Origin of the sequence: Kribbella jiaozuonensis, assembly GCF_005233875.1 — a bacterium.
Classification (GTDB): domain Bacteria; phylum Actinomycetota; class Actinomycetes; order Propionibacteriales; family Kribbellaceae; genus Kribbella; species Kribbella jiaozuonensis.
The window spans coordinates 430,060-445,900 of the sequence record NZ_SZPZ01000007.1 but is presented as its reverse complement, the minus strand read 5'-3'; the positions used below and the strand labels follow the sequence as shown (position 1 = coordinate 445,900).

The window sequence follows — 15,841 nt, the reverse complement described above, 5'->3', positions numbered from 1 at the left end:
ATAGTCCCTATCCGTACCGAAAGGAAACACCTGAGATGGCTCTCGAGATTGCCGGCAACATCGCAGTCCTCGGCTACGGCCTCGCCGCGATCGGCCCGGGCGTCGGCGTCGGTCTGATCTTCGCTGCCGTCATCAACGGCACCGCGCGTCAGCCGGAGGCCCAGAGCAAGCTGCAGTCGATCGCGTGGATCGGCTTCGGCGTCACCGAGGTTCTGGCGATCATCGGTATCGCGCTCGCCTTCGTCTTCAAGGCCAGCTGACCCCTTTCCGGACTGACTGACAGGACGCAGACATGACGACGTTGGTGCTACCGCTCAGCGAGGCAGCCGGTGAGGACGTGAACCCGCTGCTGCCGCACACCCCAGAGATCATCTTTGGCTTCGTCTTCCTGGTCCTGCTGGCCATTCTCTTCGCCAAGGTCGTCGTCCCGAAGTTCGAGAAGGCGTACGCCGATCGGACCGCGGCCATCGAAGGCGGGATGGAAGAGGCCAAGCAGGCCCAGGCCGAGGCGAAGGCTGCTTTGGAGAAGTACAACGCGCAGCTGGCGGAGGCCCGCCAGGAGGCTGCGAAGATCCGCGAGGACGCCCGCGAGCAGGGTGCGGCGATCATCGCGGAGATGCGCGAGCAGGCGAACGTGGAGGCCGAGCGGATCGTCACGCACGCGCGCACCCAGATCGACGCCGAGCGGGCCCAGGCGGTCGCCTCGCTGCGCAGTGAGGTCGGCACGATGGCGACCACCCTGGCCGGCCGGATCGTCGGTGAGTCGCTCGAGGACGAGGCGCGTCAGCGTCGCACCGTCGAGCGCTTCCTGGCCGAGCTGGAGGAGTCGGAGTCGGCTCGTCAGGCCGTCGGAACGGACGGCTGATGCGCGGCGCGTCGCACGAGTCACTCGCCCGGGCCGAAGAGGCCCTGGCGGGCGTCACCGTGTCCGAAGGGCTGGGCGGCGAGCTGTTCTCGGTCGCCAAGCTGCTGGACGGTACCGGCGCGCTCCGGCGTGCGCTGACCGATCCGGCCCGGCCGCGGGACGCCCGGGTCGCCCTGGTGCAGCAGTTGTTCGGCGGCAAGATCTCCGCCCAGACGCAGGAGATCCTGTCCGTGGCCGCAGCCGGGCGCTGGGTCAGCAGCCGCGATCTCGCGGACGCGCTGGACCAGCTGAGCATCGAGGCCGAGGTCGCGTTCGCGGACGGCCGGCGCAAGCTGGACGACGTCGAGGACGAGCTGTTCCGGCTGGACCGGATCGTCGCGGCCGAGCGGGGACTGAGCGAGACGCTCAGCGACCGCAGGATCCCCGTCGACGCCCGGCAGGAACTGCTCGGCGGACTGCTGCAGGGCAAGGCCGACGCCGTCACGGTGCGGCTGGCCGAGCGTGCGGTGGACGGCCGGGGCCGCAGCTTCGCTGCTGCGATGCGGTCGTACCAGGTCGCCGCGGCGGCCCGGCGCAACGCCAGCATCGCGACCGTGCGGGTGGCAGCCGACCTGAGCGAGGCCGAACGTACCCGGCTCGCGACGGCGCTCGGACGGCAGTACGGCCGGGACATCCAGCTGAACGTGATCGTCGACCCGAACGTGGTCGGCGGCGTCCGGGTGGACATCGGCGACGAAGTGATCGACGGAACCATCGCGGCCAGGCTCGACGAAGCGCAACGGCGCATCGCGGGCTGAACCCCCTTAACGACATACAGCGGCGCTAAGGGTCGGGAAAGCCTTTAGAGCCACAACAGGCCAGCAAGGGTCAAGGAAGCAGGAAACACAATGGCTGAGCTCACGATCAGGCCGGAGGAGATCCGGGACGCCCTGGATCGGTTCGTCACCGAGTACCAACCGGCCGAGACGGCCGCCGAAGAGGTCGGCACCGTCGTCGACGCGGGTGACGGTATCGCGCACGTCGAGGGTCTGCCCTCGGCGATGACCAACGAGCTGCTCGAGTTCGAGGACGGCACCCGGGGTATCGCGCTGAACCTGGACGTCCGCGACATCGGTGTCGTCGTTCTCGGTGAGTTCGACGGGATCGAGGAGGGCCAGCAGGTCCGCCGTACCGGCCAGGTGCTGTCGGTGCCGGTCGGCGAGGGCTACCTCGGCCGGGTCGTCGACCCGCTGGGCAAGCCGATCGACGGTCTGGGCGAGATCCAGGGCATCGAGGGCGACCGCGCGCTGGAGCTGCAGGCGGCCGGCGTGATGGACCGTCAGGAGGTCCGCCAGCCGCTGCAGACCGGTATCAAGGCGATCGACGGGATGATCCCGATCGGCCGCGGCCAGCGCGAGCTGATCATCGGCGACCGCAAGACCGGCAAGACCGCGATCGCGATCGACACGATCATCAACCAGAAGGCGAACTGGGAGTCCGGCGACCCGGACAAGCAGGTCCGCTGCATCTACGTCGCCATCGGCCAGAAGGGCTCGACGATCGCCGCCGTCCGCGGTTCGCTCGAAGAGGCCGGCGCGATGGAGTACACCACGATCGTCGCCTCCCCGGCGTCCGACCCGGCCGGCTTCAAGTACGTCGCGCCGTACACCGGCTCGGCCATCGGCCAGCACTGGATGTACCAGGGCAAGCACGTGCTGATCGTCTTCGACGACCTGACCAAGCAGGCCGAGGCGTACCGCGCGATGTCGCTGCTGCTGCGCCGCCCGCCGGGCCGCGAGGCGTACCCGGGTGACGTATTCTACCTGCACAGCCGTCTGCTGGAGCGGTGCGCGAAGCTGTCCGACGAGCTCGGCGCGGGCTCGATGACCGGTCTGCCGATCATCGAGACCAAGGCCAACGACGTCTCGGCGTTCATCCCGACCAACGTCATCTCGATCACCGACGGCCAGATCTTCCTGCAGTCGGACCTGTTCAACGCCAACATCCGGCCGGCCATCGACGTCGGTATCTCGGTCTCCCGGGTCGGCGGCGCCGCGCAGGTCAAGGGCATGAAGAACGTGTCCGGCTCGCTGAAGATCGACCTGGCCCAGTTCCGCGCGATGGAGGCGTTCGCGATGTTCGCGTCCGACCTCGACGCCACCTCCCGCCGGCAGCTCGACCGCGGTCAGCGGCTCGTGCAGCTGCTGCGTCAGCCGCAGTACTCGCCGTACCCGGTGGAGGACCAGATCGTCTCCATCTGGTCCGGCACCCGCGGCCACTTCGACGACGTACCGGTGAACGACGTACTCCGCTTCGAGCGGGACTTCCTGGACTACCTGCGGCGCGAGAGCAAGGTGCTCGAGGGTATCCGCGAGTCCGGCCTGTTCGGCGACGACGAGGCGCAGGCCGTCACCGACGCGCTGGAGGCGTTCAAGCCGACGTTCCAGACCTCCGAGGGCACCCTGCTGGGTACCGAGGCCGAGGCCGAGGCGATGGACGAAGAGGACGTCGAGCAGGAGCAGATCGTCAAGCAGAAGCGGGGCTGACCGATGCCGGCCAACTTGCGGGAGCTTCGTGATCGGAAGGCCTCGGTCTCCACGATCAAGAAGCTCACCCGTGCGATGGAGCTCATCGCGGCGTCCCGGATCGTCAAGGCGCAGCAGCGCGCCCAGGCGGCCGGACCGTACGCGCGTGAGCTCACCCGCGCCGTGTCGGCGGTGGCGACGTTCTCGAACGTCGACCACCCGCTGACCACCGAGAAGCCGAACCCGAAGCGGGCCGCGGTACTGCTGATCACCTCCGACCGCGGTCAGGCCGGTGCGTACTCGGCGAACGTGATCCGCGAAGGGGAGCGGCTGCACCAGCTGCTGCGCGAGGACGAGAAGGAGATCGTCTCGTTCCTCAGCGGCCGTAAGGGCATCGCCTACTACCACTTCCGGCAGCGTGAGGTCGCCGAGTCGTGGAGCGGTGACTCCGACGCGCCGTCGTTCGCCCGGGCCCGGGAGATCGCCGACGCCCTGATCGAGTCCTTCCTGACCCCGACCGAGGAGGGCGGCGTGGACGAGATCCACATCGTCTTCACCCGGTTCGTGTCGATGCTGACCCAGCGCCCGGACGTGATCCGGCTGCTGCCGTTGGAGGTCGTCGAGGGCGAGGAGGCGCCGGCGGCGGACGACGTGCTGCCGCTGTACGAGTTCGAGCCGTCCGCCGAAGAGGTGCTCGACGGACTGCTGCCGAAGTACGTCGCCAGCCGGATCCACTACTGCATGCTGCAGGCAGCGGCCTCCGAGCTGGCCAACCGGCAGCGGGCGATGAAGTCCGCGACCGACAACGCGCAGGACCTGATCGAGAGCCTGACCCGGGACCTGAACCAGGCCCGGCAGGCGCAAATTACCCAGGAAATCAGCGAGATCGTCGGTGGCGCCAGCGCGCTGGCCGACGCGAGCGCCGGGAGCGAGTGAGAGAGATGACTGCCACGGTTACCGAGAAGAACAACGAGGCGGGTGCCACCGGCACCGGTCGCGTCGCCCGGGTGATCGGCCCGGTCGTCGACGTCGAGTTCCCTGTGGACGCGATGCCCGACATGTACAACGCGCTCGAGGTGGACATCACCCTGGGCGACGTGACCCAGACGATCACCCTCGAGGTGGCGCTGCACGTCGGCGACAACATCGTCCGGGCGATCTCGATGAAGCCCACCGACGGCCTGGTCCGCGGCGCCGAGGTGCGCGACACCGGCGCGGCGATCTCCGTGCCGGTCGGCGACGTCACCAAGGGCCGGGTCTGGTCCGTGACCGGCAAGTGCCTGAACCAGGACGAGTCCGAGTTCGAGATCACCGAGCGCTGGCCGATCCACCGCAAGGCGCCGGCCTTCGACCAGCTCGAGTCCAAGACCGAGATGCTGGAGACCGGCATCAAGGTACTCGACCTGCTCACGCCGTACGTGCAGGGCGGCAAGATCGGCCTGTTCGGCGGTGCGGGTGTCGGCAAGACCGTTCTGATCCAGGAGATGATCTACCGGATCGCCCACAACTTCGGTGGTACGTCGGTGTTCGCCGGCGTGGGCGAGCGGACCCGTGAGGGCAACGACCTCATCAACGAGATGGAAGAGGCCGGCGTCTTCAAGGACACCGCGCTGGTGTTCGGCCAGATGGACGAGCCGCCGGGCACGCGGCTTCGCGTCGCGCTGTCGGCGCTGACGATGGCGGAGTATTTCCGCGACGTCAAGCAGCAGGACGTGCTGCTGTTCATCGACAACATCTTCCGGTTCACCCAGGCCGGTTCCGAGGTCTCCACGCTGCTCGGCCGGATGCCGAGCGCGGTCGGTTACCAGCCGAACCTGGCCGACGAGATGGGCGTGCTGCAGGAGCGGATCACGTCGACCCGCGGTCACTCGATCACCTCGATGCAGGCGATCTACGTGCCCGCCGACGACTACACCGACCCGGCGCCGGCCACCACGTTCGCGCACCTGGACGCGACCACCGAGCTCTCGCGTGACATCGCCGCCCGGGGTCTGTACCCGGCCGTCGACCCGCTGACCTCGACGTCGCGGATCCTCGACCCGCAGTACATCGGCCAGGAGCACTACGACGTGGCCGTCCGGGTGAAGCAGATCCTGCAGAAGAACAAGGAACTGCAGGACATCATCGCGATCCTCGGTGTCGACGAGCTCTCCGAAGAGGACAAGATCACCGTCGCGCGGGCGCGCCGGATCGAGCAGTTCCTCTCCCAGAACACCTACATGGCGGAGAAGTTCACCAACATCCCGGGTTCGACCGTGCCGCTGAAGGACACGATCGAGTCGTTCAAGAAGATCACCGAGGGCGAGTACGACCACGTCGCCGAGCAGGCCTTCTTCAACGTCGGTTCGCTCGAGGACGTCGACCGCAAGTGGGCCGAGCTGCAGAAGGAAAACTGAGATGGCTGACCACTTGGAGGTGGCGCTCGTCGCCGCCGAGCGGACGGTCTGGCAGGGGCAGGCGAAGATCGTCATCGCCCGGACCACGGACGGTGACGTCGGCATCCTGCCCGGCCACGCGCCGTTGCTGGGTCTGCTGCAGGGCGGCACCGTCCAGGTGCGGACCGTCGACGACGAGTACTTCGTCGCGGCCGCGCCGGACGGCTTCATCTCGGTCGCCAACAACCGGGTCTCGATCCTGGCCGAGAACGCCGAGATGGGTCACGACATCGACCTGGAAGAGGCCCGGCGCGAGCTCGAGGAGGCGATGGCGGCCGGCCTGGCCGACGCCGACGCCGACGAGGTGCGACTCGCCGAGGCCAGGGTCCGGGCCGCCGAGCAGACGTCCTGATCCTCCTGCCATAATCGAATATCGTCACTGACAGTACGGTTCTCCTCCGGTGCCCGGGGTGTACCGGACATCGGGCACCGGAAAGGGTCGGCAAGGTATGAGGACAGTCCTCGACGTCGTCGGGGTTTGTCTGCTTGCCGCCGTACTGTTCATCGTGCTTGTCGCGTTCCGCCGTCGCTGGTTGTCCAGGGACGGCGGAACTTTTGATTGCAGCCTCCAGCTCGCCGAGAAGGAGCACGGCCGCGGCTGGGCCCTCGGCCTGGCCCGCTACGTCGGCGACGAGCTGCAGTGGTTCCGCGTCTTCAGCCTGGCCTGGTGGCCCAAGCTCGTCGTCAACCGCCGTCAGCTCGACGGCATCGCCACCCGCCGCCCGATGGGCAACGAGCCGCTCGTGACGTACGCCGGCCACGTCATCGTCGACGCCGACCTGCACGAGCGCACCGTCCACTTCGCCATGACCGAAGAAGCCCTCACCGGCGTCCTGGCCTGGATGGAATCCGCACCTCCCAGCACCCAGACCTACCTGTAGCTCAACGGACGCCGAGCGCCTTGAGCAGCATGGGCAGGGAGGCGTGCAGTTCGCGCTGCCAGTAGGCCCAGCCGTGCGTGCCCGGTCCGTAGAAGTTGGTCGTCAGGTGTTTCGCGCCGACCTGCTCCAGCTGGGCAGCGAGGGCGTGGTTCTGGCGGTTGAAGTCGGCCTCGAGCGCGTCGGTCTTCCCGGGCGGGTCGAACGGTCCGGCAGTGCCGTCGCCGCAGGAGAGGTAGACCGGCAGTGATTTGAGCCGGTGCGCCAGGTAGTACGGGTCGTGTGCCTCCCAGATCCGTCGCTGGGCGATCGGGTCTCCCCAGACGCGGAGCGGGTCGTTGCCCTGTCCGGCGAAGAAGCCCATGATCCGGTTGACCGACTCGTCGTTCAGGAGCGGATGCGCCGAGCCGGAGTACGCCGCGGCCGCGCGGAACATGCCGGGGTGGCGGGCGGCGTACAGCAGGGCTCCCTGGCCGCCCATCGACAGGCCGGCCACGACCCGGTTCGAGCTTGCGCCCCAGTCGTGTTCCAGCAGGTGCGCCAGTTCGACGGTGTGGAACGTCTCCCACGCAGGGTCTCCGCCGGCGCCGTAGTTCCACCAGTCGCTGTACCAGCCGTTCCAGCCGGCCTCGGGCATCACGACGAGGACCTTGCGCAGAACTCTGGATGGTCGCGATGTCGGTGCCGGACCAGGACGTGTAGTCCCCGCAGCAGCCGTGCAAAAGCCAGAACGTCGGCCAGTGCTGACGGCGGTCGGCCGGATTCCAGCCGTCCGGCGTGAGCAGCCGGACGTTGACGGTGCGGCCACCGAGAGCCTGGGACCGCACAGTCAGGTCGGTCAGCCGGTCGGCGACCTGCCGGACTGCGACGACCTCCGCGCCGCGCGGCGCACCATGGGGCGCACTCTGGACAGTCGCCGTGGTCTGTGCGGGCACCGCCTGCGCGGGTGCGAGGGGAGAGACTCCGAGGAACACGGCGGCGACGAGGAGCGCTCGTCGGCCGAGCCAGGACAGCTTTGCGTGCACGAGAAACCTCCGGGGCGGGGACGGATTCCTGGTCACAGCAGGTCGCCGGGCGACCACCTGAAGTTGAAACCATTCAGGTTGGTTCCTCAAGACTGCGGCCGGTCCCGTCGATCGGCGGTCCGTGATCTGCGGCGAACGGTCGGGGGTAATTCAGTGGGCCGCGGGTCCGCTGCATGCCATGATCTCCGCCATGGAGACATACTTCTTCCGCGTGGGCGTAGGGCCTGTCCGCTGACCCAGCGCCTACTGCGGGGCACTCGGCACGGCACCTCGCCGCACGGGTGCAAAGGCCACGATGCTCCGCATCGAGACCTTCGCCCCCGCGCGCCGATGCACCGCACCGAGCACCTCCTCGCTACGGCGCTGGATCACCGGACAGGACCTAGCTTCCGCTGGCCTGTTCGAGGTGTTTCCCGCGGTCAGCGATGCGGGAGTGACCGGTTGGTTGTTCCCGGGTGCTATCCGGGAGATTCTCCATGCACTTGGTGCTGGTGCGGACTGTCACGGGGTTGGAAGGACTGGCGGCCGAGGAAGTCGTCGCTGCTGGGCATCGGGTGGTCGAGGTGTCGAAGCGGCAGTTGGTGGTTGAGTACGGCGCTGTCGACTGCAGTCCGCCGCGGTTGGCGGACGATGTGTTCGTCGTACATGGTGCTGTGGTTGATCCTGGGCGGACCAGGGATGCGTTGGCGGCGGCGGTTCGGTCGTTGGAGTTGCCGGCGGGGTCGGGTGCGTTCGCGGTCAGTGCGTCGTTTGTCGGGGCGCGGAACTTCAACCGGTTCGATATCGAGGACCTGGTTGGGGCGCGGCTCGGTGGGCGGTACTACTCGCGGCGCGGTGGTGCCGTGCCGCCGGTCGAGCGGGACGAGTGGCGGGTCGTGCTGGACGGGAAGACGTTGTGGGTCGGGCTGCGGCCGTACGCCGTACCGCTGCATCGGCGGCCGTGGCGGACGCGGACCGTGCGGGGGAGTCTGCACCCGCCGGTTGCTGCCGCGATGGCTCGGCTCGCCGGCATCACCCCCGACCACACGATCCTCGATCCGTTCTGCGGTGCCGGCACGGTGCTGCTCGAAGCACACGCGGTCGAGCCGCAAGCTACGTACGTCGGCATCGACCGCGACCCCGCCGCGGTCGACGCGGCCAGGGCGAACGCGCCCGGAGCGGGCGCCGCGGGGTCGAGGGGCGCGGGGTCGAGGGACGCGGAGGCGGGCGGCGCGGGAGAACGTGCTGCGGGGGTGGGCGTTGGCGGGGTGCTGTGGCGGGTGGGGGATGCGCGGCGGTTGGATGTGACCGCCGATCGCATCGTCACCAACCCGCCGTGGGACGTGCGGTTGAGCATCGGTGACCTCGGGCCGTACGTCCGTCAGTGGCGTCGGGTGCTGCGGCCGGGAGGGCGGTTGGTCGCCGTCCTCAATCAGACGCAGGCCGCTCAAGTCACCCGTGGCTGGCATGTGCTGGCCACCTACGAGCTGTCCGTGGCGGGGCAGCATCCGCGGATTGTGGTGGCGGTGCCGTCTCGGTCTTGACATGCGCGCGTAACGTTCGTAACTTTCTGCGCATACGTAAGAGCAACCCGGAAATAGCTCATACCCGAGTGCTCATACGTATGAACGTGCAGCCGCTCTAGTTCTGGGGTGAGAGATATGCGCAGTCGGTGGCGGGTCTTGCTGGTGGTCGGTGCGGTGCTGGCGGCGGGATGCTCAGGTCCCGTCGCCAAGCCGGCGAGTGGTGGTGGCGCGGCGGACGCGTCGATCGTCTATGCGAAGACCGACGGCGGTACGACGTTCGTCCGCAACTACAACGTGATGGGCCCGGCGACCGACAAGGCGCCGAACATGGAGCTCGTCTACGAGCCGCTGATGCGGGTCGACTACGGCGACGGCGGCGTAGTGAAGCCGTGGCTGGCGGAGAGCTGGACGTTCTCCGCGCAGGGCAAGCAGCTGACGATCAAGCTGCGCAAGGACGTCACCTGGTCGGACGGGCAGAGGTTCACCGCGGACGACGTCGTCTACTCGCTCGGTCTGCCGATCGAGAAGCCAGACTTCAGCATCGCGGGTGTCACCTACAAGTCGGTGCAGAAGGTCGACGACAGCACCGTGAAGGTCGTCTTCGCCGACCCGTCGTACGCGACGCTGAACCAGTTCGCGAACATCCTGCTCCCGATGGTCCCCAAGCACATCTGGTCGACGCAGAACCTCAACACCTGGACGAACCCGGACCCGATCGGCACCGGCCCGTTCACGCTGAAGGAGTTCAAGCCGCAGCAGATCACGCTCCAGGCGCGCACCGACTACTGGGGCGGGAAGCTGCCGATGACGACGTACAAGATCATCCCGACCAGCGCCGACGCGCTCAAAGCCCAACTGCTGAAGGGCGATATCGACTGGGCGTCCGCGAGCTGGCCGAACGGCGAGAAGGAGTACGTCGCCAAAGACCCGGACAAGCACCTCTACCAGCTCTACTCCAACGGCGGCGCGATGTCCGTCCTGTTCAACACCGCCAAAGCACCGTTCGACGACGTGCACGTACGGCGGGCGCTCGCGCTCACGATCGACCGCACCGCCGTCGTCACCACGCTGCAACGCCCCGGCACCGAGGCCGGCCCGACCGGGCTCTCGGACCAACTGTTCGCCGACTGGCTCGACCCGGCGTACAAGGGCAAGGTCCAGAAGGTCGACGCCGTCGCAGCGAAGGCCGAGCTGGCCGCGGGCGGCTGGACGATCGACAACGGCGCGCTGGTCAAGGACGGCAAGCGGTACCAGCCGAGCATCCTGTTCAACTCCGACTGGGGCTGGGGCAACTACGCCGACATCCTGATCAACACCTGGAAGCAGACCCTCGGCCTGCAGGTGAAGGGCGCCGGCCAGCCGAGCGCCGGGTACTACGACAAGCAGAACCTCGGCCAGTTCGACCTGGCCGCCGCGTCCACCGGCGGCTCCGGGGTGTACGGCGTGTACCGCTTCCTCAGCAGCTCGTTCAAGGTCCCGATCGGCAAGTCGGCGACGCTGAACCAGGGCCGGTGGAGCGATCCCAAGACCGACTCGATCCTCGCCGCGATGGAGCGCACCGACAACGTCGACCAGCTGAAGACGCTCGGCCGCGAACTGCAGCAGATCGTCGTCGACAAGGTGCCGTTCAGCCCGATCTACAACAACTTCTACTTCGTCGACATCAACGCGACCCGCTGGACCGGCTGGCCGACGCCGGACAGTTTCGACCACATCCCGTTCGTCGGGATGGGGCCGGACACGATCCTGACCATGCTCAAGCTCCAGCGCCGGGGGAGCTGACCGATGCGGTGGGCTTTCCTGGCCCGGCGGCTGGGTTTCTACCTGGCCGCCGCGGCCGCCGCGATCGGGCTGAACTTCCTGCTGCCCAGACTCATGCCCGGGGACCCGTCGTCGGCGATCGTCGAGGAACTGGAGCGCGTCAGCGGTCAGCAGGTCCCGGCCGAGACGCTGATGTCGATCCGCGCGATCTTCGGCAACCCGCACGCCAACCTCGCCCAGCAGTTCGCCGACTACCTCCGCCAGTTGTCCCACGGTGACCTCGGCGTCTCCGTGGTCAACTTCCCGGTCCCGGTCGCCGACCTAGTCTGGCAGGCGTTGCCGTGGACGCTGCTGCTGGTCGGTACGACGACCATCACCGCGTTCGCGATCGGCACCCTGCTCGGCGTCGTCGCCGGCTGGAAGGCGGGTAGTCGCCTCGACGCGATCCTGACCCCGTTCACCACATTCCTGAGCAGCGTCCCGTACTTCTGGGTGGCCCTGCTCGCGCTCTGGATCTTCGGCTTCGTCCTCGGCTGGACGCCGCTCTCCGGCGGGTACGACGCCGACCTGCCGCAGGGCTTCAGCCTCGCGTACGCCGTCAGCGTGCTCCATCACGGAGTGTTGCCAGCAGCAACCATCGTGTTCTCGGCCTTCGGCGGCTGGCTGCTCGGGATGCGGAACATGACCGTCACGACGGTCCGCGAGGACTACGTCCTGCTCGCCCAGGCGAAGGGCCTGTCGCCGAAGCGGGTGATGTTCCGATACGCCGCCCGCAACGCGATGCTGCCGAGCTTCACCGGATTCGCGATGGCGCTGGGCGGAGTCGTCGGCGGCGCGCTGCTGACCGAGATCGTGTTCAGCTACCCGGGCATCGGCTATCTGCTCTACGAGTCGCTGCAGAAGCGGGACTACCCGATGATGCAGGGCGTCTTCCTGCTGATCACGCTCGCCGTTCTGCTGGCCAACCTGGTCGCCGACCTGGCCTACGTCCTGCTCGATCCACGCATCCGGGCGAGGGGATGACCATGCTCAAGAGCTGGAAGGTCCGCTTCGGCCTCGGCGTGCTCGCGTTCTTCGTCCTGCTGGCGATCTTCGGCCCGCTCCTCCCGCTGGATCCGCGGGCGAACGACATCAGCGCGATCTCGCAGCCGCCGAGCGCGCACCACCTCTTCGGTACGACGCAGTTCGGCCAGGATGTGCTCGCGCAGACCATCGCCGGCGCGCGCGGTTCGATGCTGGTCGGGATCCTGGCCGCGGCGATCGGCACGCTGATCGCGATCCTGGTCGGCGTACCGGCCGGGTACTTCGGCGGCGCGGTCGACAACGGCCTGAACTTCCTCACCAACCTGTTCCTGGTGATGCCGGTCCTCCCGCTGATCCTGATCGTCGCGGGGTACGTGCAGGGCACCGGGCCGTTCGTGATCGCGTTGATCATCGGCCTGTTCGGCTGGTCGGGCGGCGCGCGGACGCTGCGGGCGCAGTCGCTCAGCCTGAGCAGCCGTGACTTCGTGCTGGCGATGCGGATGGTCGGCGAGCCGCACCGGCGGCTGATCTTCTTCGAGGTGCTCCCGCATCTGACCGGCTGGATCTCGGCGATGTTCCTGCACGGGATGATCGGCGGCGTGATGGCCGAGGCCGGGCTCGCCTTCCTCGGCATCACCGACTCCGGCTCGATCAGCTGGGGCACGATGATCCAGGCCGCACAACAGCAGAGCGCAGTACTGCGGGGTCTCTGGTGGTGGTTCGTACCGCCCGGGTTGTGCATCGCGCTGATCGGTACGGCGGCAACGCTGGTGAACTTCGGCGTCGACGAAGTGTCCAACCCCAAGCTGCGGCAGGCCCGCCGGTCGGTGCTCGTCCGGGCCAGGAAGGTCGTGGAGGCATGACGATCACGGAGCCGCGGACGCGGACGACGGTCCTCGCGGTCGAGGGACTCACCGTCGACTACGTGACCGCAGATCGGCCCGTGCGGGCGTGTGACGACGTGTCGTTCGAGTTGCGGCGCGGCGAGATCCTCGGTGTGGCGGGGGAGTCGGGGTCGGGCAAGTCGACGCTGATCACCGCGTTGACCCGGCTCCAGCGTCCGCCGGCCGTCACGACCGCCGGCCGGATCGAGTTCCATCCGCGCGACGGCGAGCCCACAGATCTCGTCGGTCTGACGCCGGCCGAGCTGCGGTCGCTGCGCTGGACCTCGCTCGCAATCGTGCTGCAGAGTGCGATGGATGCGCTCAACCCGGTGATGCGGGTCGGCGCCCAGTTCGTCGACGTCCTGCGCTCGCATGACAAGCACCTCAGCAAGAAAGATGCCTGGGACCGCGCCGCCGAGCTGCTCGCGATGGTGGGGATCTCCGCGGACCGCGTCCGCAGCTATCCGCACGAGCTGTCCGGCGGCATGCGCCAACGAGCCAGCATCGCTCTCGCCCTCGCCTGCGGCCCAGAGCTGGTCGTGATGGACGAGCCGACGACAGCCGTCGACGTCGTGATGCAACGCCAGATCCTCGCCCAGGTACTGCGTCTGCGCCGCGAGCTCGGCTTCGCGGTCGTCTTCGTCACGCACGACCTTTCGCTGCTCCTGGAGCTCGCCGACCGCATCGCGATCATGTACGGCGGCCGCATCGTCGAGATCGGCACGGCTGAATCGCTGTACACCAAACCCCGGCACCCGTACACCCGCGGTCTGCGCGACTCGTTCCCACCACTCCGCTCGCCGCTCCGCAAGCTGACCGGCATCCCCGGCAGCCCACCGGACCTGCGCAATCCACCGCCCGGCTGCCCGTTCCACCCGCGCTGTGCGGACCGGTTCGACGGTTGCGACGAGCAACGACCCGAACTACTGACGATCGAGGACCACGCCGTCGCCTGCCGGCTCTACCCGACGGGAGATGATCAGCTATGAGCCAACCTGTTCTCGAGGCCCGGGCGGTCTCGAAGCATTTCCCGGCGGGCCGGTCGACGGTCCGGGCGGTGGAGGACGCGACGCTCGCGTTGCAGCCCGGCCGGATCGTCGCGCTGGTCGGCGAGAGCGGTAGCGGGAAGACCACGCTCGCGCGGTTGCTGGCGCGGTTCTATCCGCCGACGTCGGGTGAGATCCGGCTGCACGGTGAGACCGTGAAGGGCAGGCCGCGGTCGTACTACAGCGACGTACAGCTGATCTTCCAGGACCCGTTCGGCTCGCTGAACCCGCTGCATCGGGTCCGGTACAACCTGGAGCGAGCGGTCAAGCTGCATCACGCCGTACGTTCTCGCGCTGAGCTGGACCAGAAGGTCACCGAGCTGCTGGAGCGGGTCAGTCTGACGCCGACCGAGCAGTACTTCGACAAGTTCCCGCACGAGTTGTCCGGTGGGCAGCGGCAGCGGGTGGTGATCGCGCGGGCGCTGGCGGTCGAGCCGAAGGTGTTGCTCGGCGACGAGCCGATCTCGATGCTGGACGTATCGATCCGGTTGGAGATGCTCAACCTGCTCGACCGGCTGCGGACCGAGGCCGGCCTGGCCCTGCTGTACATCACGCACGACATCGCCAGCGCGCGCTATCTGTGCGACGACATCGTCGTGATGTACGCCGGACGCATGGTCGAAGGCGGTCCGAAAGAGGACGTGATCGCGAACCCGCTGCACCCGTACACGCAGCTGCTGATCGACTCGTCACCCGATCCCGAGCGCAGGGACCGACCGGACCTCTTCGCTGCGGAGGATCTCGGCGAGCCGCCGAGCCTGATCGACCCGCCGACGGGGTGCCGGTTCCACCCGCGGTGCCCGTTCGCGATGGACGTGTGCCGGACCGAAACGCCGCCCCGGACCGAACTGCCGGACGGCCGCTGGACCCACTGCTGGTTGCAGGAGAACGCATGAAAGCGCCACGACAAGCCGATGTCGCCCGTCTCGCGGGTGTCTCCCAGTCCGCCGTGTCCCGCGTCGTCAGCGGGGACATCGACCGGATCCCGGAGGAGACCCAGGAGCGGATCCGGGCCGCGGTCAAGGAGCTCGGATACGTCCCGAACGCAGCCGCCCGCAACCTCCGCAACAAGCGCAACCGGCTGCTCGGCGTCCATACCTTCGAGTCGGTGTTCCCGCATGCGCGTGAGGACTTCTACTTCGAGTTCCTGCTCGGGATCGAGGAGCGCGCCGAGGAGATCGGGTACGACCTGGTCCTGTTCACCTCGACCGGGACGAGCGACGGCCGCCGCCGGATCTATCGCGACGGCACGAACCGGCTCAATCTCGCCGACGGCACCGTTCTGCTCGGCGCCGCGACCGACCGCGAGGAGCTGGCCCGGCTGTGGCACGACGGGTACCTGTTCGTCCACATCGGCCGCCGCGAGGTCGCCGGCGCGGAGATCCCGTGCATCATCCCGGACTACGTCTCGGCCGCCGACAGCCTCGTCGCGTCGCTCGCCGAGCGTGGCCACCGGCATTTCGCCTACCTGCGCTCCGGGATCGAGCAGGAGGCGTACGCCGATCGCCGGGCCGGCTACCGCAACGCGATCGAGCGGCTCGGGCTGCACGACCGCTCGCCCGGGTACCGCGGCGAGCCGGAGCTGACCGAGGAGTGGCTGGACGAACTGGCGGCCGGACCGGAGACGGCCGTGGTCGCCGAGAACATCGGGCTGGCCGAGCAATTGCGGACCGGCCTGGCAGCGCGCGGGCTGAGCATCCCGGCGGACGTGTCCGTCGCGGTCCTGGAGGGATCCGGCGACGAGCCCGGTCACCGCTGGGACTGCTTGGTCATCCCGCGCAAGGAGATCGGCCGGATCGCGATCGACGCCCTGGTGGCGCGGGTCGAGAACCCGGACGCGGAACCGGTCAGCCAACTGGTGGCCTGTGATCTGGTGGCCGGCGAAACCGTCGCCGCGCCCCGAGTAGAGGAGTGA

The 15,841-nt window shown here is 68.3% G+C and carries 16 protein-coding genes; 15 read left to right on the top strand and 1 reads right to left on the bottom strand.

Features of this window, described 5'->3' with window-relative positions; genetic code table 11:
- The first annotated feature begins 35 nt into the window (after positions 1–35).
- The 8 genes from atpE to FDA38_RS40590 all read left to right on the top strand — a co-directional run bounded on the left by atpE (position 36) and on the right by FDA38_RS40590 (position 6,685).
- Complete coding sequence (atpE, locus tag FDA38_RS40625; RefSeq protein WP_130448646.1) at positions 36–260, top strand: ATP synthase F0 subunit C; 225 nt, start codon at positions 36–38, stop codon at positions 258–260.
- A 32-nt stretch (positions 261–292) separates the two neighbouring features.
- Positions 293–865 carry a F0F1 ATP synthase subunit B gene (locus FDA38_RS40620; RefSeq protein WP_137259507.1) on the top strand — a complete coding sequence of 191 codons (573 nt, stop codon included), beginning with the start codon at positions 293–295 and terminating at the stop codon, positions 863–865.
- Positions 865–1,662 carry a F0F1 ATP synthase subunit delta gene (locus tag FDA38_RS40615; RefSeq protein WP_137259506.1) on the top strand — a complete coding sequence of 266 codons (798 nt, stop codon included), beginning with the start codon at positions 865–867 and terminating at the stop codon, positions 1,660–1,662. Before FDA38_RS40620 ends, FDA38_RS40615 begins: the two co-directional genes overlap by 1 nt.
- A 90-nt stretch (positions 1,663–1,752) precedes the next feature.
- A complete protein-coding gene (gene atpA / locus FDA38_RS40610) occupies positions 1,753–3,390 on the top strand; it encodes a F0F1 ATP synthase subunit alpha (protein WP_137259505.1) in 1,638 nt (545 codons plus the stop codon).
- Between the two features lie 3 nt (positions 3,391–3,393).
- A complete protein-coding gene (locus FDA38_RS40605; protein ID WP_137259504.1) occupies positions 3,394–4,305 on the top strand; it encodes a F0F1 ATP synthase subunit gamma in 912 nt (303 codons plus the stop codon).
- A gap of 5 nt (positions 4,306–4,310) precedes the next feature.
- Positions 4,311–5,765, top strand: a complete 1,455-nt coding sequence (gene atpD / locus FDA38_RS40600) for a F0F1 ATP synthase subunit beta (RefSeq protein ID WP_137259503.1) — start codon at positions 4,311–4,313, stop codon at positions 5,763–5,765.
- A 1-nt stretch (position 5,766) separates the two neighbouring features.
- Positions 5,767–6,156 carry a F0F1 ATP synthase subunit epsilon gene (locus tag FDA38_RS40595; RefSeq protein ID WP_137259502.1) on the top strand — a complete coding sequence of 130 codons (390 nt, stop codon included), beginning with the start codon at positions 5,767–5,769 and terminating at the stop codon, positions 6,154–6,156.
- Positions 6,157–6,253: 97 nt separating this feature from the next.
- A complete protein-coding gene (locus FDA38_RS40590; RefSeq protein ID WP_137259501.1) occupies positions 6,254–6,685 on the top strand; it encodes a DUF2550 domain-containing protein in 432 nt (143 codons plus the stop codon).
- A 1-nt stretch (position 6,686) separates the two neighbouring features.
- Here the strand turns inward: FDA38_RS40590 and FDA38_RS42830 are convergent, their stop codons facing one another.
- A complete protein-coding gene (locus FDA38_RS42830; RefSeq protein WP_233715234.1) occupies positions 6,687–7,319 on the bottom strand; it encodes an alpha/beta hydrolase in 633 nt (210 codons plus the stop codon).
- An 864-nt stretch (positions 7,320–8,183) separates the two neighbouring features.
- Here FDA38_RS42830 and FDA38_RS40580 point away from each other — a divergent pair.
- The 7 genes from FDA38_RS40580 (at position 8,184) to FDA38_RS40550 (ending at position 15,841) form a co-directional block, all read left to right on the top strand.
- On the top strand, positions 8,184–9,230 hold the full coding sequence (locus tag FDA38_RS40580; protein WP_137259500.1) for a methyltransferase domain-containing protein: 1,047 nt from the start codon (positions 8,184–8,186) through the stop codon (positions 9,228–9,230).
- 117 nt (positions 9,231–9,347) lie between these two features.
- On the top strand, positions 9,348–10,994 hold the full coding sequence (locus tag FDA38_RS40575) for an ABC transporter substrate-binding protein (RefSeq protein WP_137259499.1): 1,647 nt from the start codon (positions 9,348–9,350) through the stop codon (positions 10,992–10,994).
- 3 nt (positions 10,995–10,997) lie between these two features.
- On the top strand, positions 10,998–11,996 hold the full coding sequence (locus FDA38_RS40570) for an ABC transporter permease (RefSeq protein WP_137259498.1): 999 nt from the start codon (positions 10,998–11,000) through the stop codon (positions 11,994–11,996).
- Positions 11,997–11,998: 2 nt separating this feature from the next.
- Positions 11,999–12,859, top strand: coding sequence for an ABC transporter permease (locus tag FDA38_RS40565; protein ID WP_137259497.1), 861 nt, complete (start codon positions 11,999–12,001; stop codon positions 12,857–12,859).
- Positions 12,856–13,869 (top strand): ABC transporter ATP-binding protein, encoded by a 1,014-nt coding sequence (locus tag FDA38_RS40560; protein WP_137259496.1) that lies wholly within the window; start codon positions 12,856–12,858, stop codon positions 13,867–13,869. The genes FDA38_RS40565 and FDA38_RS40560 overlap by 4 nt, the downstream gene beginning before the upstream one ends.
- The gene (locus tag FDA38_RS40555; protein ID WP_137259495.1) at positions 13,866–14,822 is read left to right on the top strand and encodes an ABC transporter ATP-binding protein; all 957 of its coding nucleotides are present in this window, start codon (positions 13,866–13,868) and stop codon (positions 14,820–14,822) included. Before FDA38_RS40560 ends, FDA38_RS40555 begins: the two co-directional genes overlap by 4 nt.
- On the top strand, positions 14,819–15,841 hold the full coding sequence (locus tag FDA38_RS40550; protein ID WP_137259494.1) for a LacI family DNA-binding transcriptional regulator: 1,023 nt from the start codon (positions 14,819–14,821) through the stop codon (positions 15,839–15,841). The genes FDA38_RS40555 and FDA38_RS40550 overlap by 4 nt, the downstream gene beginning before the upstream one ends.

Bases quoted from the DNA above. Each gene is read 5' to 3' on its own strand.
- atpE (WP_130448646.1), top strand. From the start codon at position 36: ATGGCTCTCGAGATTGCCGGCAACATCGCAGTCCTCGGCTACGGCCTC.
- FDA38_RS40620 (WP_137259507.1), top strand. From the start codon at position 293: ATGACGACGTTGGTGCTACCGCTCAGCGAGGCAGCCGGTGAGGACGTG.
- FDA38_RS40615 (WP_137259506.1), top strand. From the start codon at position 865: ATGCGCGGCGCGTCGCACGAGTCACTCGCCCGGGCCGAAGAGGCCCTG.
- atpA (WP_137259505.1), top strand. From the start codon at position 1,753: ATGGCTGAGCTCACGATCAGGCCGGAGGAGATCCGGGACGCCCTGGAT.
- FDA38_RS40605 (WP_137259504.1), top strand. From the start codon at position 3,394: ATGCCGGCCAACTTGCGGGAGCTTCGTGATCGGAAGGCCTCGGTCTCC.
- atpD (WP_137259503.1), top strand. From the start codon at position 4,311: ATGACTGCCACGGTTACCGAGAAGAACAACGAGGCGGGTGCCACCGGC.
- FDA38_RS40595 (WP_137259502.1), top strand. From the start codon at position 5,767: ATGGCTGACCACTTGGAGGTGGCGCTCGTCGCCGCCGAGCGGACGGTC.
- FDA38_RS40590 (WP_137259501.1), top strand. From the start codon at position 6,254: ATGAGGACAGTCCTCGACGTCGTCGGGGTTTGTCTGCTTGCCGCCGTA.
- FDA38_RS42830 (WP_233715234.1), bottom strand. From the start codon at position 7,319: ATGCCCGAGGCCGGCTGGAACGGCTGGTACAGCGACTGGTGGAACTAC.
- FDA38_RS40580 (WP_137259500.1), top strand. From the start codon at position 8,184: ATGCACTTGGTGCTGGTGCGGACTGTCACGGGGTTGGAAGGACTGGCG.
- FDA38_RS40575 (WP_137259499.1), top strand. From the start codon at position 9,348: ATGCGCAGTCGGTGGCGGGTCTTGCTGGTGGTCGGTGCGGTGCTGGCG.
- FDA38_RS40570 (WP_137259498.1), top strand. From the start codon at position 10,998: ATGCGGTGGGCTTTCCTGGCCCGGCGGCTGGGTTTCTACCTGGCCGCC.
- FDA38_RS40565 (WP_137259497.1), top strand. From the start codon at position 11,999: ATGCTCAAGAGCTGGAAGGTCCGCTTCGGCCTCGGCGTGCTCGCGTTC.
- FDA38_RS40560 (WP_137259496.1), top strand. From the start codon at position 12,856: ATGACGATCACGGAGCCGCGGACGCGGACGACGGTCCTCGCGGTCGAG.
- FDA38_RS40555 (WP_137259495.1), top strand. From the start codon at position 13,866: ATGAGCCAACCTGTTCTCGAGGCCCGGGCGGTCTCGAAGCATTTCCCG.
- FDA38_RS40550 (WP_137259494.1), top strand. From the start codon at position 14,819: ATGAAAGCGCCACGACAAGCCGATGTCGCCCGTCTCGCGGGTGTCTCC.